The sequence below is a fragment of the Streptomyces sp. NPDC007905 genome (genome assembly GCF_042959345.1).
Classification (GTDB): Bacteria; Actinomycetota; Actinomycetes; order Streptomycetales; family Streptomycetaceae; genus Streptomyces.
In genome coordinates this window covers 65,514-84,528 of sequence record NZ_JBIBKS010000015.1, presented here as the reverse complement: position 1 = coordinate 84,528, position 19,015 = coordinate 65,514, and the positions used below count along the sequence as shown (strand labels likewise).

The window sequence follows — 19,015 nt, the reverse complement described above, 5'->3', positions numbered from 1 at the left end:
GGCCTCAGGCGTCCTGGTGCGGGAAGCGGGCGAGCGGCGCCCGCTGCGCGAAGAAGGTCTTGGCGCGCGCCAGCGCGTCGGTGTCCTTGCGTACGTCCCCGCGCGCGCTGCCGTTGCCCAGCAGCACCCCGCCGAAGCGCATCCCCAGGTAGGCGGCGGAGTTGTTGAGCGTGCCGACGTAGGGGTCGGCGACCGACGGGTCCCGGTCGGCGAGCGCCGCGACGCCCCACAGGGTGTTTCCGGCCAGGGTGGCCCGGAAGTCGAGGCCCGGGGTGCGCAGCCAGGCCGACCAGTAGTCCAGGTAGCGCTTGGTGAGGCTGGACACCGAGTACCAGTACAGCGGTGAGGCGATCACGATGTCCGTGGCCGCGAGCGTGGCGTCCAGCAGCAGGCCGGTCTCGGTGTCCGAGGGCGGCCGCACATGGTCGCTGTCGTGCCGCAGGTCCACGAAGTCGGGCAGCGGGTGCTCGGCGAGACGGATCCACTGCTGCTCGACATCCGCGGGCAGCTGCTCGGCGGCCTCGCGGGCCAGCAGTTCGGTGTTGCCTTCGAGGCGGGCGCTGCCCAGGACGAACAGGAAGCGGCGGCTCATGGGTCCCCCAGGGTGAGCGATGTCGTACCGCGAATATAAGCGCATGCATTTTATGCATACGCAAGCATCTTCTTCAAGGGGTGCGGCTGGTGCGAGGCTGTGACGTCGCGGTGACGCGCGAGCCGAGCTGAGCCCACAGACTGGATGACAGGACGCGTACGACCGGATCGCGGCGCCGGGGGAGTGAGGGAACCGATGTCTCGACTCAGCTTCGAGAAGAAGCGGGCGCAGCAGCCCGCGGCACACCCTGCGGTGGTGTACGTCCGGGTGTCCGGCGAGGGCAGCGCGTCGGTGGGCGGGACGGCGGTCGCCGCGGCACCGGGCGAGGACATACAGCAGGCCGTGCTGAACCACCTGCAGCGCCTGGCCATCAGCCTGGGTGCCCCCATACGCGCCACCATCCACGACGAGTGCGCCGGCTGCGTGGTCCCGCTCGAGGTCTCGGCGGACGGCTCCAGCCGGATGGCGGGAGATCCGGTACGGGTCGCTCCGCGAGGTGCGCCGGGCGGTCCGGGTGTGGTGCAGATGCCCACGGGACAGTTCGGACCGCCGCCCGTCATGGACGCGCCCCCTGCCTCCGTCGCCGTACCGGAAGCGGACGCGCCCCCTGCTCGGGCTGCCGTACCGGAAGCGGACGCGCCCCCTGCTCGGGCTGCCGTACCGGAAGCGGACGCGCCCCCCGCCTCCGCCGCCGTACCCGAATCCGCCCCGGAGCCCGCCCCCGTGCCCGCCCCGGAGCCGAAGCCCGTGCCGGCCCCCCTGCTCGACCCCGAGCCCGCCCCGGCCACGTCCTCCACCCCCACCCCCGCGCGCGGTTTCGACGCCGTCGCCGAGGAGGTGCTCGGGGACGAGCCCGTGACCGAGACGGCGGAGGGCGCCGAACTGCTCACCGGGCCGATGGCGCGGATCAACGAGGCCGTCCGGGACGGTCGTATCGAGGCCGCCGCCGAACTCGCCGACCGCACGGTCGTCGAGGCCTCCGGTGTGCTCGGCCCGCGCCACCCCGAGGTGTTGCATCTTCGCGAACTGACCGCCTACATCGCCTACTTGGCGGGCGACCCGGTCCGTGCCTTCCACCTCTCCCTGGACCTCGCCCGGCTGCGCCGGCAGGCCCGGGACGCGGAGGCGGCCTACGGCAACGTGCAGAGCGCGGCCACCGCCTGGCGGGCGGTGCGCGACCCGGAGGAGGGCCTGCGGCTGGGCCGCGACCTGATCGGGCTGTGGACGGACCTCACCGCGGAGCCGGGCCCCGCGTCCGAGGATCCGCGGCCGCTGGAGTCCGCCCGCGCCCGCATGGTCCGCCTGACCGACCGCGCGGCCCGGGCGGCGCAGGCGTAACCCGCCCGCCCGCGGCACCTGCCGGCTACTGGACGCAGAACTCGTCGCCCTCCGGATCCGCCATCACCACCCCCTCGCCGGCGGGCTCCCTCACCTCCTGCAGGACCGCGCCCCCAGCGCCTCCAGGCGCGGCGCGGCACCTCGTCCACGCGTCGGCCGTCGCCGGAGTGCAGGTCGAGGTGGAGCCGGTTGCTGACGGTCTTCGTCTCCGGGACGCGCTGGAAGAGCTGCCGCCCGCCCCCGCCCGGTGCCCGAGTCCGGGTCGCAGGGGTCCCCGGGTGCCGTACGGCGATCAGGTCACGGAAGGCGGGGCGGCCGTGGTACTCGACCGTCGCCGCTTCGGGCAGCGCGCCGAGCGACAGCAGCCGTTCGACCGGCGCGCTGTTGTCCCCGGCCTCGTAGTCCCCGGCCTCGTAGTCCCCGGCCTCGTAGTCCCCGGCCTCGTAGTGCAGCGCGGCGTCCGGAAGTCGGCCTGCGCATGTGGGCCGGCCGCGTCGGTGACGAGCTTCCGGTGCAGCGGTGCGGGTGTCCGCGTAGACATGGGTACCAGTTGTAACGGCCCCCCACCGACACTCGGCTCCCGTCAGGCGTCCACCGGAGCGGAGTCGGGCATCGTCCCGACCCGGGGCGGCACGACGACCGCCCTGGGCCTGCGCGCGGAGCGCAGCGCGTCGGCGGTGAGCAGACCCAGCGCCAGCCACACCAGCGCGAAACCGGCCCAGCGCTCGGGCGGCATCGCCTCGTGGAAGTAGAAGATGCCCAGCAGGAACTGGAAGACGGGGGCCAGGTACTGCAGCAGCCCCAGCGTGGACAGGGGCACCCGGATCGCCGCAGCGCCGAAGCAGACCAGCGGCAGCGCGGTGACGACGCCGGTCGAGGCGAGCAGGGCCCCGTGTCCCGCACCCTCGGTCGTGAAGCTGGAGCCGCCGTGCGCGGTGAGATAGAGCAGATAGCCGAGCGCGGGCACGAACTGGATGGCGGTCTCGGTGGCCAGCGACTCGATGCCGCCGAGGGCGACCTTCTTCTTCACCAGCCCGTAGGTGGCGAACGAGAAGGCGAGACAGAGCGAGATCCACGGCGGGCGGCCGTAGCCCACGGTCAGGACGACGACGGCTGCCAAACCCACCCCGACCGCCGCCCACTGCGCGGGCCGCAGCCGTTCCTTCAGGAGCAGCACGCCCATCGCGATGGTCACCAGCGGGTTGATGAAGTACCCGAGGGAGGCCTCGACCACATGGCCGGAGTTCACGGCCCAGATGTAGACGCCCCAGTTCACGGTGATGACGGCCGCGGCCACCGCCACCAGGGCCAGCCGCCGTGGCTGCCGCAGCAGCCGGCCGGCCCAGGCCCAGCGCCGTACGGCGACCAGGGCGACGGCGACGAAGGCGAGGGACCACACCATGCGGTGGGCCAGGATCTCCATGGCCCCGGCGGGCTTCAGCAGCGGCCAGAACAGGGGGACCAGTCCCCACATGCCGTACGCGGCGAAGCCGTTCAGCAGGCCTGTCCGATGCTCACCCTTGGACGTCCCGGCCATGGGCCCCTCCTTCTCGCCTCACCTACGCACGCGGGAACGAAGGTAGCGCCGAGCACCCCTGCCTGTCATGCCCGTATCGCCATACGGTCATGACAGATGGTGGGTGGGTGTGCTCAAGCGCTCGCGAGGGGGCGGTTCAGCCCTTGATCGCGGTCGTGACCGCATCCGCGAGCGGGGTGGTCGGACGGCCGGCCAGGCGGGACAGGTCGCCGGTGGTGACCACCAGCTCGCCCTTCTCGATCGACGCGTCGACGCCGACGAAGAGCTCGACGAGGGGCTCCGGGAGCCCGGCGCCGGTCAGGATGCCCTTCAGCACCTCGCCGGAGACGGCGTTGTAGACGACCTCCTTGCCGGTCTGCCGGCTCAGCTCGGCCGCGTACTCGGCGAAGCTCCACGCCTCGTCGCCGCCCAGCTCGTACGTCGTGTTCTCGTGCCCCTCGCCGGTCAGCACGGCGACCGCGGCGGCGGCGTAGTCGGCGCGCGAGGCCGAGGAGACCCGGCCCTCGCCGGCCGCCGCGACGACCGCGTTGTGCTCCAGCACCGGGCCCAGGTTCTCCGTGTAGTTCTCGTGATACCAGCCGTTGCGCAGCAGGCTGTACGGCAGACCGGAGGCGAGCAGCACCTCCTCGGTGGCCCGGTGGTCGTCGGCGAGCGCGGCCTTGAGACTGCGGGGCGCGCTCGTGTACGCCAGCAGTGCCACGCCTGCCGCCTTCGCGGCGTCGATGACGACCTCGTGCTGCCGCACCCGGCCCTTGTCGAACTCGTTGCCGGAGATCAGCAGGACCTTGTCGCCGGCCGCGAACAGGCCGTCGAAGGTCTCCGGCCTGTCGTAGTCGGCGACGGCGAGCGCGACCCCGCGGGCCGCGAAGTCGGCGGCCTTCGCCTCGTCGCGCACGACGGCGGTGATCTGCTCCGCCGGAACCTTCTCCAGCAACTGTTCCACCACGTGACGGCCGAGGTGTCCGGTGGCTCCGGTGACGACGATGCTCATGCTTCACAACTCCTTGGGGGGTGCCTAGGGCACTCACCTTAGGAGGGGCACTAACCAAGTGAAAGTACCCACTTTGAAGTAAGGTACTGGCATGGCAGTAAGTGGAAAGGTCCTGGAAGCCGAGGCGCTGTGCCCCTACCGGCTCGTCCTGGAGCACGTCACCAGCCGCTGGGGCGTCCTCGTCCTGATCGAGCTGCTCGAGCGGCCGTACCGCTTCAGCGAGCTGCGCCGGGCCATCAGCCGGTGGGGCGGGCGGGGCGTCAGCGAGAAGATGCTCACCCAGACCCTGCAGACCCTGGAGCGCGACGGCCTGGTCCACCGGGACGCCCAGCCGGTCATCCCGCCCCGCGTCGACTACTCGCTGACCGACCTCGGCCGCGAGGCGGCGGAGCAGGTGCGGTCCCTGGCCCGGTGGACGCACGACCGCATGGGCCGGGTGGAGAAGGCCCGCCAGGCATACGACGAGGCCCGGGAAGTCCAGTCCCGGGCCTCATAGCGAAACGGGTCGGTCCTCAGCCGATGACCGTCCAGGTGTCCCCGCCGGCCAGCAGCGCGGCCAGGTCGCCCTTGCCGTGCTGTTCGATGGCCGTGTCGAGCTGGTCGGCCATCGCCGTGTCGTAGACCGGCCGCTCGACGGAGCGGAACACGCCGATCGGGGAGTGGTGCAGCGTGTCCGGGTCGGCGAGGCGGGAGAGGGCGAAGGCGGTGGTGGGGGACGCGGAGTGCGCGTCGTGCACCAGGACGTCCGCCTCGTTCTCCGCCGTCACCGTCACCACCTTCAAATCGCCGGTCTGCCGGTCCCGTACGACACCGCGCGTGCCGTCGGGCCCGAACCGGATCGGCTGCCCGTGCGCGAGGCGGATCAGGGCCTCCTCGGCCTGCTGCTTGTCCTTCAGGGCGTCGAAGGCGCCGTCGTTGAAGATGTTGCAGTTCTGGTAGATCTCGATCAGGGCCGTGCCGGGGTGGTCCGCGGCGGCGCGCAGCACCTCGGTCAGGTGCTTGCGGTCGGAGTCGATCGTGCGCGCGACGAAGGACGCCTCCGCGCCGATGGCCAGTGACACCGGGTTGAACGGCGCGTCCAGCGAGCCCATGGGCGTCGACTTGGTGATCTTGCCGACCTCGGAGGTCGGGCTGTACTGCCCCTTGGTCAGCCCGTAGATCCGGTTGTTGAACAGCAGGATCTTGAGGTTGACGTTGCGGCGCAGGGCGTGGATCAGGTGGTTGCCGCCGATGGACAGGGCGTCGCCGTCACCGGTGACCACCCACACGCTCAGATCCCGGCGCGAGCTCGCGAGGCCGGTGGCGATGGCGGGGGCGCGGCCGTGGATGGAGTGCATCCCGTAGGTGTTCATGTAGTACGGGAAACGGGAGGAGCAGCCGATGCCGGAGACGAAGACGATGTTCTCCTTCGCCAGCCCCAGCTCCGGCATGAAGCCCTGGACGGCGGCCAGGATCGCGTAGTCACCGCAGCCCGGGCACCAGCGCACCTCCTGGTCGGACTTGAAGTCCCGCATCGACTGCTTGGCCTCGGCCTTCGGGACCAGCTGCAGCAGCCCCTTGGTGGCGTCAGTCATCGATGGCCTCCTTCAGCGCGGCGGCGAGCTGTTCCGCCTTGAACGGCATGCCGTTGACCTGGTTGTACGAGTGGGCGTCGACCAGGTACTTCGCCCGGATCAGAGTGGCGAGCTGCCCGAGGTTCATCTCGGGGATCACCACCTTCTCGTACCGCCCCAGCACCGCGCCCAGGTTGCGCGGGAAGGGGTTGAGGTGGCGCAGGTGCGCCTGTGCGATCGACTCGCCGGCCGCGCGCAGCCGCCGTACCGCTGCCGTGATCGGGCCGTAGGTCGAACCCCAGCCCAGGACCAGCGTTCTCGCCTCGTGCGGGTCGTCGACCTCGACGTCCGGGACCTCGATGCCGTCGATCTTGGCCTGGCGGGTGCGGACCATGAGGTCGTGGTTGGCCGGGTCGTAGGAGATGTTGCCCGAGCCGTCCTGCTTCTCGATGCCGCCGATCCGGTGTTCCAGGCCCGGCGTGCCCGGGATCGCCCACGGGCGGGCGAGGGTCTGCGGATCCCGCTTGTACGGCCAGAAGACCTCGGTGCCGTCCGGAAGGGTGTGGTTCGGGCCCGAGGCGAACTGCACGCGCAGATCCGGCAGCTCGTCCAGGTCCGGGATCCGCCACGGCTCGGAACCGTTGGCCAGGTAGCCGTCGGAGAGCAGGAACACCGGGGTGCGGTAGGTCAGCGCGATCCGGGTGGCCTCCAGCGCCGCCTCGAAGCAGTCGGCCGGCGTCTTCGGGGCGACGACCGGGACCGGCGCCTCGCCGTTGCGGCCGAACATCGCCTGCAGCAGGTCCGCCTGCTCGGTCTTGGTCGGCAGCCCGGTGGAGGGACCGCCGCGCTGGATGTCGACCACCAGCAGCGGCAGCTCCAGGGAGACCGCCAGACCGATCGTCTCGCTCTTGAGGGCCACACCGGGGCCGGACGTCGTCGTCACCGCGAGCGAACCGCCGAAGGCCGCGCCCAGGGCCGCGCCGATGCCGGCGATCTCGTCCTCGGCCTGGAAGGTGCGTACGCCGAAGTTCTTGTGCTTGGACAGCTCGTGCAGGATGTCCGAGGCCGGGGTGATCGGGTACGAGCCGAGGAACAGCGGCAGATCCGCCTGCTGCGACGCGGTGATCAGGCCGTAGGCCAGGGCCAGGTTGCCGGAGATGTTCCGGTAGGTGCCGACGGGGAAGGCCTTGGCGGCGGGGGAGACCTCGTAGGAGACCGCGAAGTCCTCCGTCGTCTCGCCGAAGTTCCAGCCCGCGCGGAACGCGGCGATGTTGGCGGCGGCGATCTCGGGCTTCTTGGCGAACTTGCCCTTCAGGAACTTCTCGGTGCCCTCGGTGGGCCGGTGGTACATCCAGCTCAGCAGGCCGAGGGCGAACATGTTCTTGCTGCGCTCGGCCTCCTTGCGGGAGAGGTCGAACTCCTTCAGCGCCTCCACCGTGAGGGTGGTCAGCGGCACCGGATGCAGGTTGTAGCCGTCCAGCGAGCCGTCCTCCAGCGGGGAGGCGGCATAGCCGACCTTCTGCAACGCGCGCTTGGTGAACTCGTCCGTGTTGACGATGATCTCGGCGCCGCGCGGCACGTCGCCGATGTTGGCCTTCAGGGCGGCCGGGTTCATCGCGACCAGCACGTTCGGCGCGTCGCCCGGGGTGAGGATGTCGTGGTCGGCGAAGTGGAGCTGGAACGAGGAGACACCGGGCAGCGTGCCGGCGGGGGCGCGGATCTCCGCGGGGAAGTTCGGGAGGGTGGAGAGGTCGTTGCCGAAGGACGCGGTCTCCGAGGTGAACCGGTCACCGGTGAGCTGCATGCCGTCACCCGAGTCCCCCGCGAACCGGATGATCACCCGGTCCAGGCGCCGCACGTCCTTTGCTCCGCCCGGTTTGCGCTGCTCTCCCACGACGGTTGCGTCGGCCTGCTCCGCTGGGCTGCTGACCTGGCTGGTCACTGAACTGGACCTCCTTCGAGGCGGCTGTCCGGGCAATGGTCTTCCCACGGGCCATCCCAGGATCAACCCTACGTCGGTTAGGGTCGCTTCCCGCGGCCATCCGTATGGTGGACGACTTTTCGAGACGGCCTGTCGCGCTGACTTGTCATGATGTCCCGCACCGCTGAAGCGTCGATGAAGACGCTCCCTGCGATTCCCTCGGTTCTCTCAGTGGCCTCCCACCCGGGTACCCGGCCTCCACAGAAGCCGGACGGACTGACACGCTGCTGACACAGTGTCGGCCCGTTACGAGTTCAGGTAGGTCAGAACGGCCAGAACACGCCGGTGGTCGCCGTCGCTCTGGGACAGCCCGAGCTTCAGGAAGATGTTGCTGACGTGCTTCTCCACGGCGCCGTCGCTGACCACCAGCTGCCGGGCGACGGCCGAGTTCGTCCGCCCCTCCGCCATCAGCCCCAGGACCTCGCGCTCACGCGGAGTGAGCCCCGCCAGCACGTCCTGCTTGCGGCTGCGCCCGAGCAGCTGCGCGACCACCTCCGGGTCCAGCGCCGTGCCGCCCTCGGCCACCCGCACCACCGCGTCGACGAACTCGCGCACCTCGGCGACCCGGTCCTTGAGCAGATAGCCCACGCCCCGGCTGGAACCGGCCAGCAGTTCGGTGGCGTAACGCTCCTCCACATACTGTGACAGCACCAGCACCCCGAGCCCCGGATGCGCCCTGCGCAGCCGTACGGCCGCCCGCACCCCCTCGTCGGTGTGCGTCGGCGGCATCCGTACGTCCGCCACCACCACGTCGGGCAGCGCGCCCTGCGCATCCAGGTCGGCGATGGTCTTGACCAGCGCCTCGGCGTCCCCGACACCGGCCACGACGTCGTGCCCGCGGTCGGTCAGCAACCGGGTCAGGCCCTCCCTGAGCAACACCGAATCCTCGGCGATGACCACCCGCACCCTGTCCTCCACGATCCCGGCCCCCCGTGCAGCCCGCGTCTTCCGACGGTCCCGTCCGTACGAAGGTCCAGCATTCCAGCAATCGGGCCGTCATGCGCAGGAGCCGGGGAAGCGTTCGGTGTCGGCGACGGTGAGCCGGGGAAGCGCGGTGTCGGCGACGATATGAGCCGGGGAAGCGCGGTCTTCGGGGACCGTCCCTCCGGGCGGGTCCGCTCAGCCCCGCCAGGGCAGCTCGGCGATCACCCGGGTGGGGCCGCCCGCCGGCGAGTCCACCACCAGGACTCCGTCCACCGCGCTCAGTCGTCCGGCCAGACCGGCCAGGCCCGAACCGCGGGACGCGTCCGCGCCGCCCACCCCGTCGTCCATGACCTGGATCATCAGCCGGTCCTCCGCACGCCACACATCCACCGAGGCGACCCGCGCCCGGCTGTGCTTGCTGATGTTCTGCAGCAGCTCGGAGACGGTGAAGTAGGCGATGCCCTCGATGGCCGGGACCGGCCGGGCCGGCAGGTCGACCTCCACCCGCACCGGCACCGTGCAGCGGGAGGCGACCGCGGACAGGGCCGCGTCCAGGCCGCGGTCGGTCAGCACGGCCGGATGGATCCCGCGCGCCAGATCCCGAAGCTCCTGCAGGGCCGTCTTCACCTCGCCGTGCGCGTCCTCCACCATTCGGGCCGCCGCCCTCGGGTCCTCCCGCAGCTTCTCCTTGGCCAGGCCCAGATCCATCGCCAGGGCCACCAGCCGGGCCTGCGCCCCGTCGTGCAGGTCCCGTTCGATGCGGCGCAGGTCGGCGGCCGCCGTGTCGACCACGACCCCGCGGTCCGACTCCAGCTCCACGACCCGAGCCGACAGCCGCGACGGGCCGAGCAGCCCGCGCACCAGCAGGCCGTCCACCGTGGTCAGCGCCCGCACGATCCACGGCGTGGCCAGCGTGAACAGCAGTCCGACCAGCGCGGTCAGGGTGATCTCGAACGGGTTGTCGAGATAGACGCTGTGGTGCTCGTCGCCGTACAGCTGCAGGCCGCCGTGGCCGCCGTACATCGGGAACAGCCAGAACCACAGCGGGTACGTCAGCAGCGCCCAGCCGTACGTCCAGAAGCTCACCGCCACGACGAACGAGAACACCGCCCAGGGGAACTGCAGCAGCGCGTACAGCAGGTGCCGCCACGAGGTGCCGCTCTTCAGCACCGCGCCCATCCACGCGAACGCCCCCGGCTTGGCCGTCCGCAGCGGCTCCGGGGCGGCCACCTCCAGACCCAGCAGCGCGCGCGCCCGCGTCCGCTCCAGCGCGCCGAAGCCCCGGCACCCGGCCAGCGCCACCGCCAGCACCGGGATCCCGAGGAAGGTCACCAGCAGGCCCGCGCCCAGCGCCACCATGGTGACCGTCCAGCTGAACAGGGCGACCGCGATCGGCAGGCCCAGCAGCACGTACCCGAACTCGCGCCAGGCGCGCGCCTCGACGGGCGCCCGCAGCGTGGCGGGCAGCAGGTGGCGCCGTTCCCCCTCGGCGGTGGGGAAGCCGGAGCCGGCCGCGTGCCCGTGTCCCCGCCCGTACTCCTGTCCGTACTCCGTGGCCATCGGTGTTGTCCCGTTCTCCTCGACCTGGCGGCGGTGCTGCCGTGTCTCCAGCCTGGTGCGCGGCGCCTGCGCGGGCCATGGAGGCCGTCGGCGTCCTGGACCGGGGGTTTTCCCCACCCCCTGGGGCGTGCGGGCCTGGTCGGTCAGTCCGTGACTCGGACCCTCCGGAGAAGCCACCACACATCCTCACTGTCAGTCCTGGCGGTCACGCCAGGGCAGCTCCGCGGTGACCACCGTCGGGCCGCCGGCCGGCGAGTCGACCACGAACAGGCCGTCCACCGCGCCGAGCCGCTCCGCCAGACCCCGCAACCCGCTGCCGCCCTCCAGCCGGGCGCCCCCGCGGCCGTCGTCCCGGACCTGGATGAGCAACCGGTCCTCCGCGCGCCACACGTCCACCGCGGCGGAGCGCGCCCCACTGTGCTTGCTGACGTTCTGCAGCAACTCGGAGACGGTGAAGTAGGCGATGCCCTCGATGGCCGCCGCCGGCCGGTCCGGCAGGTCCGCCGTCACCTTCACCGGCACCGTGCAGCGGGAGGCGACCGCGGACAGGGCCGCGTCCAGGCCGCGGTCGGTCAGCACGGCCGGATGGATGCCCCGGGCCAGATCGCGCAGCTCCTGCAACGCGAGCTTCACCTCGCCGTGCGCCTCCTCCACCATCACCGCCGCCGAGTCCGGATCCTCCAGCAGCTTCTCCTTGGCCAGGCCGAGCCCCATCGCGAGGTTCACCAGCCGGGCCTGTGCCCCGTCGTGCAGGTCCCGTTCGATGCGGCGCAGGTCGGCGGCCGCCGTGTCGACCACGACTCCCCGGTCCGACTCCAGCTCGGCGATACGGCGTTCCAGCTCGTCGGAGGGCGACAGCAGCCCGCGCACCATCGCCCGGTCCGCGTTGGAAAGTCCCCGCGCGATGAATGGCAGCACCGGCCACAACACGAACAGCGAGGTCAGCACGGTGCAGAAGGTGAGGATCCCCCACGGCAGCCGGATGAGGTCGTACAGCAGCGTCCGCCAGCCCACCGGGTCCTTCAGCGCCAGCCACAGCCGCTGTGTCGGCCCCCCGCCCCGGGCGAGCGGCAGCGGCGTCGGCTCCTCGACGTGCAGCCCGAGCAGCGCCCGGGACCGGATCCGCTCCAGCTTGCCCAGTTGACGGGCGCCCAGCAGACAGACGGCCAGCAGCGGGAGTCCGATCACCGTGAGGGTGAGGATTCCGCTGACGAACACCACGGTGAACACATACGTGAAGCCGAACAGCGACGCCGGCAGGTTCAGCAGGAGATGCGCGATCTCTTTCCAGGTGTGCGCGTCCAGGGCGAGCCGGGCCGGAGGAAGGCGGTCGGGGCCGTCGGTCCGTTCGGCGGCGGAGGCGGGAGCGGTCATGGCGGCCAGCCTGCCGTGCCCGGCACCCCTTGCGCCATGCGGTCCACCGCCCCCATGCCCTGGGGAAAACCCCACCCTCCACGCGGTCCTCGCGTCTCACGGTGTGACGGGCTGCTTACCGCGTCTTTATCAGGGCCTAGACTCCCGTGCGTACAGATCCTCGAATTACATTGCATCACCAAGTCACCAAGTCACGAGGTCAGAGAGCGAGGGCGGACGGTGCGGGAGACGTTGGGGAACTCGACGGTCGCCGCGGCGGACGTCGCTGCCGGCTACTTCCGGTCCTACTCGGTCGTGGGACTGCTCGCCCTCGTGGGCGTGCTCTTCGTCGCGGTCGCCTTCGGCGCCGGGCGCCTGCTGCGGCCGGTGGTGCCCACCCCCGAGAAACTCCTGACCTACGAGTGCGGCGTCGACCCCGTCGGCGAGGGCTGGGCCCACACCCAGGTCCGCTACTACGTCTACGCCTTCCTCTACGTGATCTTCGCGGTCGACTCGATCTTCCTGTTCCCGTGGGCGACGGTCTTCGCCGCCCCCGGCTACGGCGCGACAACCCTGGTGGAGATGTTCATCTTCCTCGGCTTCCTCGCCGTGGGCCTGCTGTACGCCTACAAGAAGGGGGTCCTGGCATGGACGTGAACCCGTCCGCTCCCGAGCCTCTGCTGCTTCCCGAGCCGAAGCGGCTGGGCGCCCTCGCCCGGCTCGCGCCCGAGCCGATGAAGGTGGTCCTGAACTGGGGCCGCCGCTATTCGCTGTGGGTGTTCAACTTCGGCCTCGCCTGCTGCGCGATCGAGTTCATCGCCGCGTCGATGGCCCGCCACGACTTCATCCGCCTCGGCGTCATCCCCTTCGCCCCGGGCCCCCGCCAGGCCGACCTGATGGTCGTCTCCGGCACGGTCACGGACAAGATGGCCCCGGCCGTGAAGCGCCTGTACGAGCAGATGCCGGAACCCAAGTACGTCATCTCCTTCGGCGCCTGCTCCAACTGCGGCGGCCCCTACTGGGACTCCTACTCCGTCACCAAGGGCGTCGACCAGATCATCCCGGTCGACGTGTACGTCCCCGGCTGCCCGCCACGCCCCGAGGCGCTGCTCCAGGGCATCCTCAAACTCCAGGAGAAGATCGCCCGCGAGTCGCTGGAGGAGCGGTACGGGACTACCCGGCCGTCCGTCGCCGCCCTGCAGAGCGGCCTGGTGAAGCCGCCCGTCCCTGCGGCCGGCGAGGGGGACGCGCGATGAGCACGGCCGGCTGGCTGCCCGCCCCCGCCGAGGAGCTCTTCGGTACGGAGGCCACCGCCGAGGAGGCGTACGAGGTCCTCACGGTGGACGTCCCGCCGTCCTCCTGGCTCACCGCCCTGGAGACCGCCCGTACGACCCTGACCTGCACCTACTTCGACTGGCTGAGCGCGGTCGACGAACCGGGCACGGGTTTCCGCGTCTCCGCCCACGTCGTCGCGCTCGCCCCGGTCCGCCGTCTGCTGCTGCGGACGACGGTGCCGCACGAGGCGCCGACGCTGCCCTCCGCCGTCGGCGTCTATGCCGGTGCTGCCTGGCACGAGCGTGAGACGCACGAGATGTTCGGGGTCGTCTTCGAGGGCCACCCGGGCCTGGAGCACCTCCTCCTCCCGGAGGCCTTCGAGGGGCACCCCCTGCGCAAGGACTTCGTCCTCGCCGCCCGCGTCGCGAAGGCCTGGCCCGGCGCCAAGGAGCCGGGCGAATCCGACCACGGCGGTCCCAAGCGCCGCCAGATGCTGCCTCCTGGCGTCCCCGACCCCAATGAGTGGGGCCCCCTCAAGGGCCAGCTGCCCCCCGCTCCGGCGCGCCCGGCCCGGGGGGCGGGACGTGCGGCGGGCGAGCGACCCGTGCGGGCGGCGGGCGAACGCCCGGTACGGCGTACTCGTACGGCGGCGGAGGGCTCGGCCGGCCAGACGGGAGAGGTCACCGTGGCTGGTGCCGGCGCTGGTGCCGACGCCGGTGGGGCGGGAGCGCCTGCCGGCGCGGCTGCTCGGCCGCGTCGGACGAGGAGCGCGAGCGAGGGCTCGGTGAGCCAGGCGGCGACTGCGGCCGAGGACGCGGCCGAGCGGACCCGCGCTGCGGCCGAGGGCGCGGCCGAGCCGGCCCAGGCTGCGACCGCGGGCGACGCTTCCCGGGAGGCTACGGAGGGGCCGGCCCCGGAGGGCCCGGCAGCGGAGGCGTCGGCAGCGGAGGCGTCGGTGGCCCATGGCCCCGCGGCGCCGGTACGGCCGCGCCGTGCCCGCAGCGCGTCGCAGGGCTCGGCCTCGCAGCGGACTCGGACACCGGAACCGGAGCAGGCCGAGCCGGCGGAAGCGGACGGCCCCGACCGCCCCTCCCGGCCCGGTGCGGCCCCGCGCAGCTCGGACGCCCCGTGGCACCACGCCCGCCCGGCCTTCGACGAGGAGCGGAATCCGGAGCCCGAGCAGACTCCGGAGCCGGAGCGAACGCCGAAGCCCGGACAGGCGCCGGGACGGGTAGAGGCGCCGGAGCCCGAGCAGACGGCGAAGCCCGAGCAGACTCCGGAGCCGGAGCGAACGCCGAAGCCCGGACAGGCGCCGGAAGAGGAACGGGTGCCTGAGACCCGGCCCGAAGGAGCCGAGGCGACCGAAGACCGCAACACCCCCGACGACCCCGCAGGAGGCCCGCAGTGAACGGCGCGCTGGACGTCGCCCTGCGACTCCTGATCGTGTTCGGCGTCTTCCTCACCTTCCCCCTGATCGTCGGTCAGACCGAGCACAAGGTGATGGCCCACATGCAGGGCCGCCTCGGCCCGATGTACGCGGGCGGCTTCCACGGCTGGGCCCAGCTCATCGCCGACGGCGTCAAGTTCGCGCAGAAGGAGGACGTGGTCCCGGCGGGCGCCGACCGCCGCGTCTTCCAACTGGCCCCCGCCGTGGCCCTGCTGCCGTACCTGCTCGTCCTGCTCGCCATCCCGATCGGGCCGAGCGAAGGGGCCGTCGGCCAGGTCCTGGACGCGGGCATCTTCTTCGTGCTCGCGGTGATGGGCGTGGGCGTCCTCGGCTCGCTCATGGCCGGCTGGGCCAGCGCGAACAAGTTCTCCCTGCTCGGCGGCCTGCGCACGGCCGCCCAGCTCCTCGCCTACGAACTCCCGATGCTGCTCGCCGCGGCCTCCGTCGCCATGGCGGCCGGAACCGTCTCCCTGCCGGGCATCCTGCACGCCTTCCACTGGTGGTGGCTGCCGTGGCAGATCGTGGGCGCGGTCGTGTTCTTCGTGGCAGGCCTCGCCGAACTGCAGCGCCCGCCCTTCGACATGCCCGTCGCCGACTCGGAGATCATCTTCGGCGCGTACACCGAGTACACCGGCCTCAGGTTCGCCCTGTTCCTGCTCGCCGAGTACGCCGGAATCATCGTCCTGTGCGGCCTGACCACCGTCCTCTTCCTGGGCGGCTGGCACGGCCCCTGGGGAGCCGACGGCCTGGGCTGGCTGTGGACCCTGCTGAAGACCGCGATCCTCGCCTTCGTCGTCATCTGGCTCCGCGTGACCTACCCCCGGCTGCGCGAGGACCAGCTCCAGAAGCTCTCCTGGACCCTCCTCGTCCCCCTCTCCCTCGCCCAGATCGCCCTCACCGGCATCGTCAAGGTGGTGATCTCCTGACATGGCCCCGATTCCCGGCTCCGGCCTCGCCAAGGGCCTGGCCGTCACCCTGCGCACGATGACGAAGAAGACGGTCACCGAGCAGTACCCGGACACCCTTCCCGAACTGCCGCCCCGCACCCGTGGCGTGATCGGCCTGTTCGAGGAGAACTGCACGGTCTGCATGCTGTGCGCCCGCGAGTGCCCGGACTGGTGCATCTACATCGACTCCCACAAGGAGACGGTCCCGCCGACCGCCCCCGGAGGTCGCGAGCGCAGCCGCAACGTCCTCGACCGGTTCGCCATCGACTTCTCCCTGTGCATGTACTGCGGTATCTGCATCGAGGTCTGTCCTTTCGACGCGCTGTTCTGGTCCCCGGAGTTCGAGTACGCCGAGACCGACATCCGCGACCTCACCCACGAGCGCGACAAGCTCCGCGAGTGGATGTGGACCGTCCCGGCCCCGCCCGCCCTGGACGCCGGCGCGGAGGAACCGAAGGAGATCGCCGCCGCCCGCAAGACCGCCGAGAAGCTGGCCGCCGCGCAGGCCGGACCGCAGGAGCCGCAGGGGGGTGAGTCGTGAACCTCGCCGCAGCCCAGCACGGCTTCCTCTCCCCGACCGGCGTCGAGATCGCCTTCCTGCTCGTCGGCGTGGCCACCTTCGGCGCGGCCCTCGTCACCGTCACCACCCGGCAGCTGGTGCACGCCGCCCTGTGGCTGGTGGTCACGCTCGGCGGCCTCGCCGTCGAGTACCTGCTGCTCACCGCCGAGTTCATCGCCTGGGTGCAGGTCCTCATCTACGTAGGTTCCGTCGTCGTCCTCCTCCTGTTCGGTCTGATGCTCACCAAGGCCCCGATCGGCCGCTCCCCGGACGCCGACTCCGGCAACCGCTGGGCCGCCCTCGTCGTCGCGGTGACCGCCGCCGGCGCCCTGGTCTGGGTGGTCGTCGACGCGTTCCGCACGACCTGGATCGACCTGAGCGGCCCGGCCGCCGGCACCACCCGCGTCACCGGCGAGAGCCTCTTCCAGAACTGGGTCCTGCCCTTCGAGGCGCTCTCGGTCCTCCTCCTCGCGGCCCTGGTCGGCGCGATCGTCCTGTCCCGCAAGGCCAAGGCGGACGCCACGCCCGCCACCGCAGGGGAAGCCACCCCCGCGGTCTCCGGCAAGGAAGGCGCCCGCTGATGCATCTCGCCTATCCCGCCGTCCTCTCCGCCCTCCTCTTCTGCACCGGTCTGTACGGCGTCCTCGCTCGCCGCAACGCGATCCTGGTCCTGATGTCGGTCGAGCTGATGCTCAACGCCGTCAACCTCAACCTGGTCGCCTTCGACGTCTGGCTCAGCCGGGCCGCCGAGGAGACCCTGCACTCCGGCCAGGCGCTGACCCTGTTCACCATCGCCATCGCCGCCGCCGAGATCGGCATCGGCCTCGCGATCGTGCTCGCCGTGTACCGCAACCGCGGCACCTCCGACATCGACAAGCTCCGCGACACCGCCGAGGGCCACGGCGACGACACCGACGGCCCCGGCACCGACACCCCCGCGGCCGAGAAGGCTGAGGCCACCGCGTGACCACGACCACCCTCGCCGTCCTCGTCCCCCTCCTGCCGTTCCTGGGCGCCGCGGCCGGGCTGCTCCTGGGCCGTACCGCCCCCGCCTTCGTCCGCCCGCTCGCCGTGCTGCCGACCCTGGCCGCACTCGTGCTGGCCGCGCTGGTCGCCGTACGCCAGGGCGGCGGTCCGGCCATCGAGGCCCACACCCAGCTGACCCCCACGGGCTCGGTCCCGATCGACCTGGCCCTGGACATCGACGGCTTCGCCGCGCTCGTCGCCGTCCTGGTCGCCTTCGTCGCGAGCTGCGTGCAGATCTACTCGACGGGCTACCTGCGCCACGACCCGCGCTACCCCTCCTACGCGGCCCTCGTCTCCCTGTTCACCTCCGCGATGCTCCTGGTCGTCTACTCGGGCGACCTGATCGTGCTGCTGGTCGGCTGGGAAGTCATGGGCATCTGCTCCTACTTCCTGGTCGGCCACTACTGGGAGACGCCCGAGGCCCGTGCCGCCTCCCTGAAGGCCTTCCTGGTCACCAAGCTCGGCGACGTGCCGTTCCTCATCGGCCTGTTCGCGCTGGGCACCGACGCCGGCTCGTTCAGCATCACCCGCGTCCTCGGCACCGTGGTGAGCGGAGGACTCCACCACCCGACCTTGATCGCCCTGCTGCTGCTCGCGGGCGTGGCGGGCAAGTCGGCGCAGTTCCCGCTGCACACCTGGCTCCCCGACGCGATGGCGGGTCCGACGCCCGTCTCGGCGTTGATCCACGCCGCGACGATGGTCGCCGCCGGTGTCTACTTCGTCGCCCGCCTCCTTCCGGTGTTCGAGGCGTCCCAGGCCGCGATGGTCGTCCTCGCCGCGATGGCCGCCGTCACGATGGCCGGCTCCGGCCTCGCCGCACTCGCCCAGGACGACATCAAGCGCGTCCTCGCCTACTCGACCATCGGCCAGCTCGGCTACATGACCGGCGCCCTCGCCGTGGGCGAGCGCGGTGCCGCCGTCTTCCACCTCCTGTCCCACGGCGCCTTCAAGGCGCTGCTGTTCCTCGCCGCCGGCGTGATCATCCACGCCGCCGGCACCAACTCGCTGGCCGCCATGTCCCGGATGAGCCACCTGCGCGACCGCATCCCGGACGCCTACTGGACGATGACCGTCGCCCTGCTCGCGCTCGCCGCGATCCCTCCCTTCAGCGGCTTCTTCTCCAAGGAGTCCGTCCTCGGCGCCGCCGAGCACGTGGCCGGCGGCCACACCGAGCACGCACCCGGCGCCGCAGGTTGGCTCGTCCTGGTCTCGGGCCTGGTCACCGCCCTGCTCACCGCCGCCTACGCCACCCGCCTGTGGCTGCTGGCCTTCCGCGGCCGGGGCGCCGAGGCTCCCGACCACGGCCGCCAGCCGCTGACGATGACCGTGGTGCTGTGGGTCCTGGCCGTACCGTCCCTCGCCTTCGGCGGGTTCGCCTACCGCTCGCTGCCCGACTGGTTCGACGGCCACGACCTGACCCCGACCCTCACCACCTCGATCCTCGGCACCGGCCTCGCCCTGGTCGGCGGGCTCGTCACCTACGGCGCCTGGCAGCGCACCGGCGCACTCGCCGCCCGGGTCCCGCTCGGCGCGGTCGCCGCCCACCCCGAGGGTGACGCGGGCCTGGTCGAGGCCGAGGCCATCGCCAGTCACGAGCCCGTCTACGGCGACATCGCCTACGCGCCCGACCCGGCGGACCCCGGTCGGCTGCTGCTCGGCCCGCTGCACCGGCACGCGGCCGCCGGCTTCCACCTGGACGCCGTGTACTCGGCACTGTTCGTCCGCCCGGTCCAGGCCGGAGCGAGTCTCGTCCGGTTCCTCGACCGTGAGGTCGTCGACACCTACGTACGCGGCGCGGCCGCCCTGCCCCGGCTGCTCGGGGCCGCCGTACGGCGTGCGCAGACCGGCAATGTGCAGACCTATGTGAGCGCGCTGCTCGCCGGCACCGTCGTCCTGGCGGTCGCCGTCCTCCTCGTCGCCACGGGAGCGTGA

General features: G+C 71.8%; 18 protein-coding genes and 1 pseudogene. 10 read left to right on the top strand and 9 right to left on the bottom strand.

Annotated elements, in window-relative coordinates; all coding sequences use genetic code 11:
- Positions 1-4 precede the first annotated feature (4 nt).
- Positions 5-592, bottom strand: coding sequence for an NAD(P)H-dependent oxidoreductase (locus ACFZDC_RS25795; protein WP_391327462.1), 588 nt, complete (start codon positions 590-592; stop codon positions 5-7).
- Positions 593-787: 195 nt separating this feature from the next.
- Here ACFZDC_RS25795 and ACFZDC_RS25790 point away from each other — a divergent pair, with 195 nt between their 5' ends.
- A complete protein-coding gene (locus tag ACFZDC_RS25790; protein WP_391327460.1) occupies positions 788-1,930 on the top strand; it encodes a hypothetical protein in 1,143 nt (380 codons plus the stop codon).
- Between the two features lie 25 nt (positions 1,931-1,955).
- Here ACFZDC_RS25790 and ACFZDC_RS25785 read toward each other — a convergent pair.
- The 3 genes and pseudogenes from ACFZDC_RS25785 to ACFZDC_RS25775 form a co-directional block, all read right to left on the bottom strand.
- A pseudogene (locus ACFZDC_RS25785) lies at positions 1,956-2,471 on the bottom strand (VOC family protein).
- Between the two features lie 42 nt (positions 2,472-2,513).
- Positions 2,514-3,467 (bottom strand): EamA family transporter RarD, encoded by a 954-nt coding sequence (rarD, locus tag ACFZDC_RS25780; protein ID WP_391327458.1) that lies wholly within the window; start codon positions 3,465-3,467, stop codon positions 2,514-2,516.
- A 136-nt stretch (positions 3,468-3,603) separates the two neighbouring features.
- Positions 3,604-4,458, bottom strand: coding sequence for an NAD(P)H-binding protein (locus ACFZDC_RS25775; RefSeq protein WP_391327456.1), 855 nt, complete (start codon positions 4,456-4,458; stop codon positions 3,604-3,606).
- A gap of 91 nt (positions 4,459-4,549) precedes the next feature.
- Between ACFZDC_RS25775 and ACFZDC_RS25770 the strand changes: the two genes are divergently transcribed.
- Positions 4,550-4,954: a winged helix-turn-helix transcriptional regulator gene (locus ACFZDC_RS25770; RefSeq protein WP_391327454.1), complete on the top strand. Its 405-nt coding sequence runs from the start codon at positions 4,550-4,552 to the stop codon at positions 4,952-4,954.
- 16 nt (positions 4,955-4,970) lie between these two features.
- Here ACFZDC_RS25770 and ACFZDC_RS25765 read toward each other — a convergent pair whose 3' ends face one another.
- The 5 genes from ACFZDC_RS25765 to ACFZDC_RS25745 all read right to left on the bottom strand — a co-directional run bounded on the left by ACFZDC_RS25765 (position 4,971) and on the right by ACFZDC_RS25745 (position 11,850).
- Positions 4,971-6,032, bottom strand: a complete 1,062-nt coding sequence (locus ACFZDC_RS25765) for a thiamine pyrophosphate-dependent enzyme (protein WP_391327452.1) — start codon at positions 6,030-6,032, stop codon at positions 4,971-4,973.
- Entirely contained in the window at positions 6,025-7,953 is a 1,929-nt protein-coding gene (locus ACFZDC_RS25760) for a 2-oxoacid:acceptor oxidoreductase subunit alpha (RefSeq protein WP_391327451.1), read from the bottom strand. The genes ACFZDC_RS25765 and ACFZDC_RS25760 overlap by 8 nt, the downstream gene beginning before the upstream one ends.
- A 285-nt stretch (positions 7,954-8,238) precedes the next feature.
- Positions 8,239-8,898 carry a LuxR C-terminal-related transcriptional regulator gene (locus ACFZDC_RS25755; protein WP_391327738.1) on the bottom strand — a complete coding sequence of 220 codons (660 nt, stop codon included), beginning with the start codon at positions 8,896-8,898 and terminating at the stop codon, positions 8,239-8,241.
- Between the two features lie 213 nt (positions 8,899-9,111).
- The gene (locus ACFZDC_RS25750; protein ID WP_391327449.1) at positions 9,112-10,476 is read right to left on the bottom strand and encodes a sensor domain-containing protein; all 1,365 of its coding nucleotides are present in this window, start codon (positions 10,474-10,476) and stop codon (positions 9,112-9,114) included.
- Between the two features lie 192 nt (positions 10,477-10,668).
- On the bottom strand, positions 10,669-11,850 hold the full coding sequence (locus ACFZDC_RS25745) for a sensor domain-containing protein (RefSeq protein ID WP_391327447.1): 1,182 nt from the start codon (positions 11,848-11,850) through the stop codon (positions 10,669-10,671).
- A gap of 219 nt (positions 11,851-12,069) precedes the next feature.
- Between ACFZDC_RS25745 and ACFZDC_RS25740 the strand changes: the two genes are divergently transcribed.
- From ACFZDC_RS25740 to ACFZDC_RS25705, 8 genes are read left to right on the top strand one after another with little or no spacing between them, the layout of a single operon-like run.
- Positions 12,070-12,486, top strand: a complete 417-nt coding sequence (locus tag ACFZDC_RS25740; RefSeq protein WP_391327445.1) for an NADH-quinone oxidoreductase subunit A — start codon at positions 12,070-12,072, stop codon at positions 12,484-12,486.
- On the top strand, positions 12,477-13,085 hold the full coding sequence (locus tag ACFZDC_RS25735; protein WP_391327443.1) for an NADH-quinone oxidoreductase subunit NuoB: 609 nt from the start codon (positions 12,477-12,479) through the stop codon (positions 13,083-13,085). The genes ACFZDC_RS25740 and ACFZDC_RS25735 overlap by 10 nt, the downstream gene beginning before the upstream one ends.
- Positions 13,082-14,512 carry an NADH-quinone oxidoreductase subunit C gene (locus ACFZDC_RS25730; RefSeq protein WP_391327442.1) on the top strand — a complete coding sequence of 477 codons (1,431 nt, stop codon included), beginning with the start codon at positions 13,082-13,084 and terminating at the stop codon, positions 14,510-14,512. The genes ACFZDC_RS25735 and ACFZDC_RS25730 overlap by 4 nt, the downstream gene beginning before the upstream one ends.
- The gene (locus ACFZDC_RS25725; RefSeq protein ID WP_391327440.1) at positions 14,509-15,477 is read left to right on the top strand and encodes an NADH-quinone oxidoreductase subunit H; all 969 of its coding nucleotides are present in this window, start codon (positions 14,509-14,511) and stop codon (positions 15,475-15,477) included. Before ACFZDC_RS25730 ends, ACFZDC_RS25725 begins: the two co-directional genes overlap by 4 nt.
- 1 nt (position 15,478) lies before the next feature.
- A complete protein-coding gene (locus tag ACFZDC_RS25720; RefSeq protein WP_391327438.1) occupies positions 15,479-16,039 on the top strand; it encodes a 4Fe-4S binding protein in 561 nt (186 codons plus the stop codon).
- Entirely contained in the window at positions 16,036-16,638 is a 603-nt protein-coding gene (locus ACFZDC_RS25715) for an NADH-quinone oxidoreductase subunit J (protein ID WP_391327436.1), read from the top strand. Before ACFZDC_RS25720 ends, ACFZDC_RS25715 begins: the two co-directional genes overlap by 4 nt.
- Complete coding sequence (gene nuoK / locus ACFZDC_RS25710; RefSeq protein ID WP_391327434.1) at positions 16,638-17,024, top strand: NADH-quinone oxidoreductase subunit NuoK; 387 nt, start codon at positions 16,638-16,640, stop codon at positions 17,022-17,024. The genes ACFZDC_RS25715 and nuoK overlap by 1 nt, the downstream gene beginning before the upstream one ends.
- Positions 17,021-19,015 carry an NADH-quinone oxidoreductase subunit L gene (locus tag ACFZDC_RS25705; protein ID WP_391327432.1) on the top strand — a complete coding sequence of 665 codons (1,995 nt, stop codon included), beginning with the start codon at positions 17,021-17,023 and terminating at the stop codon, positions 19,013-19,015. Before nuoK ends, ACFZDC_RS25705 begins: the two co-directional genes overlap by 4 nt.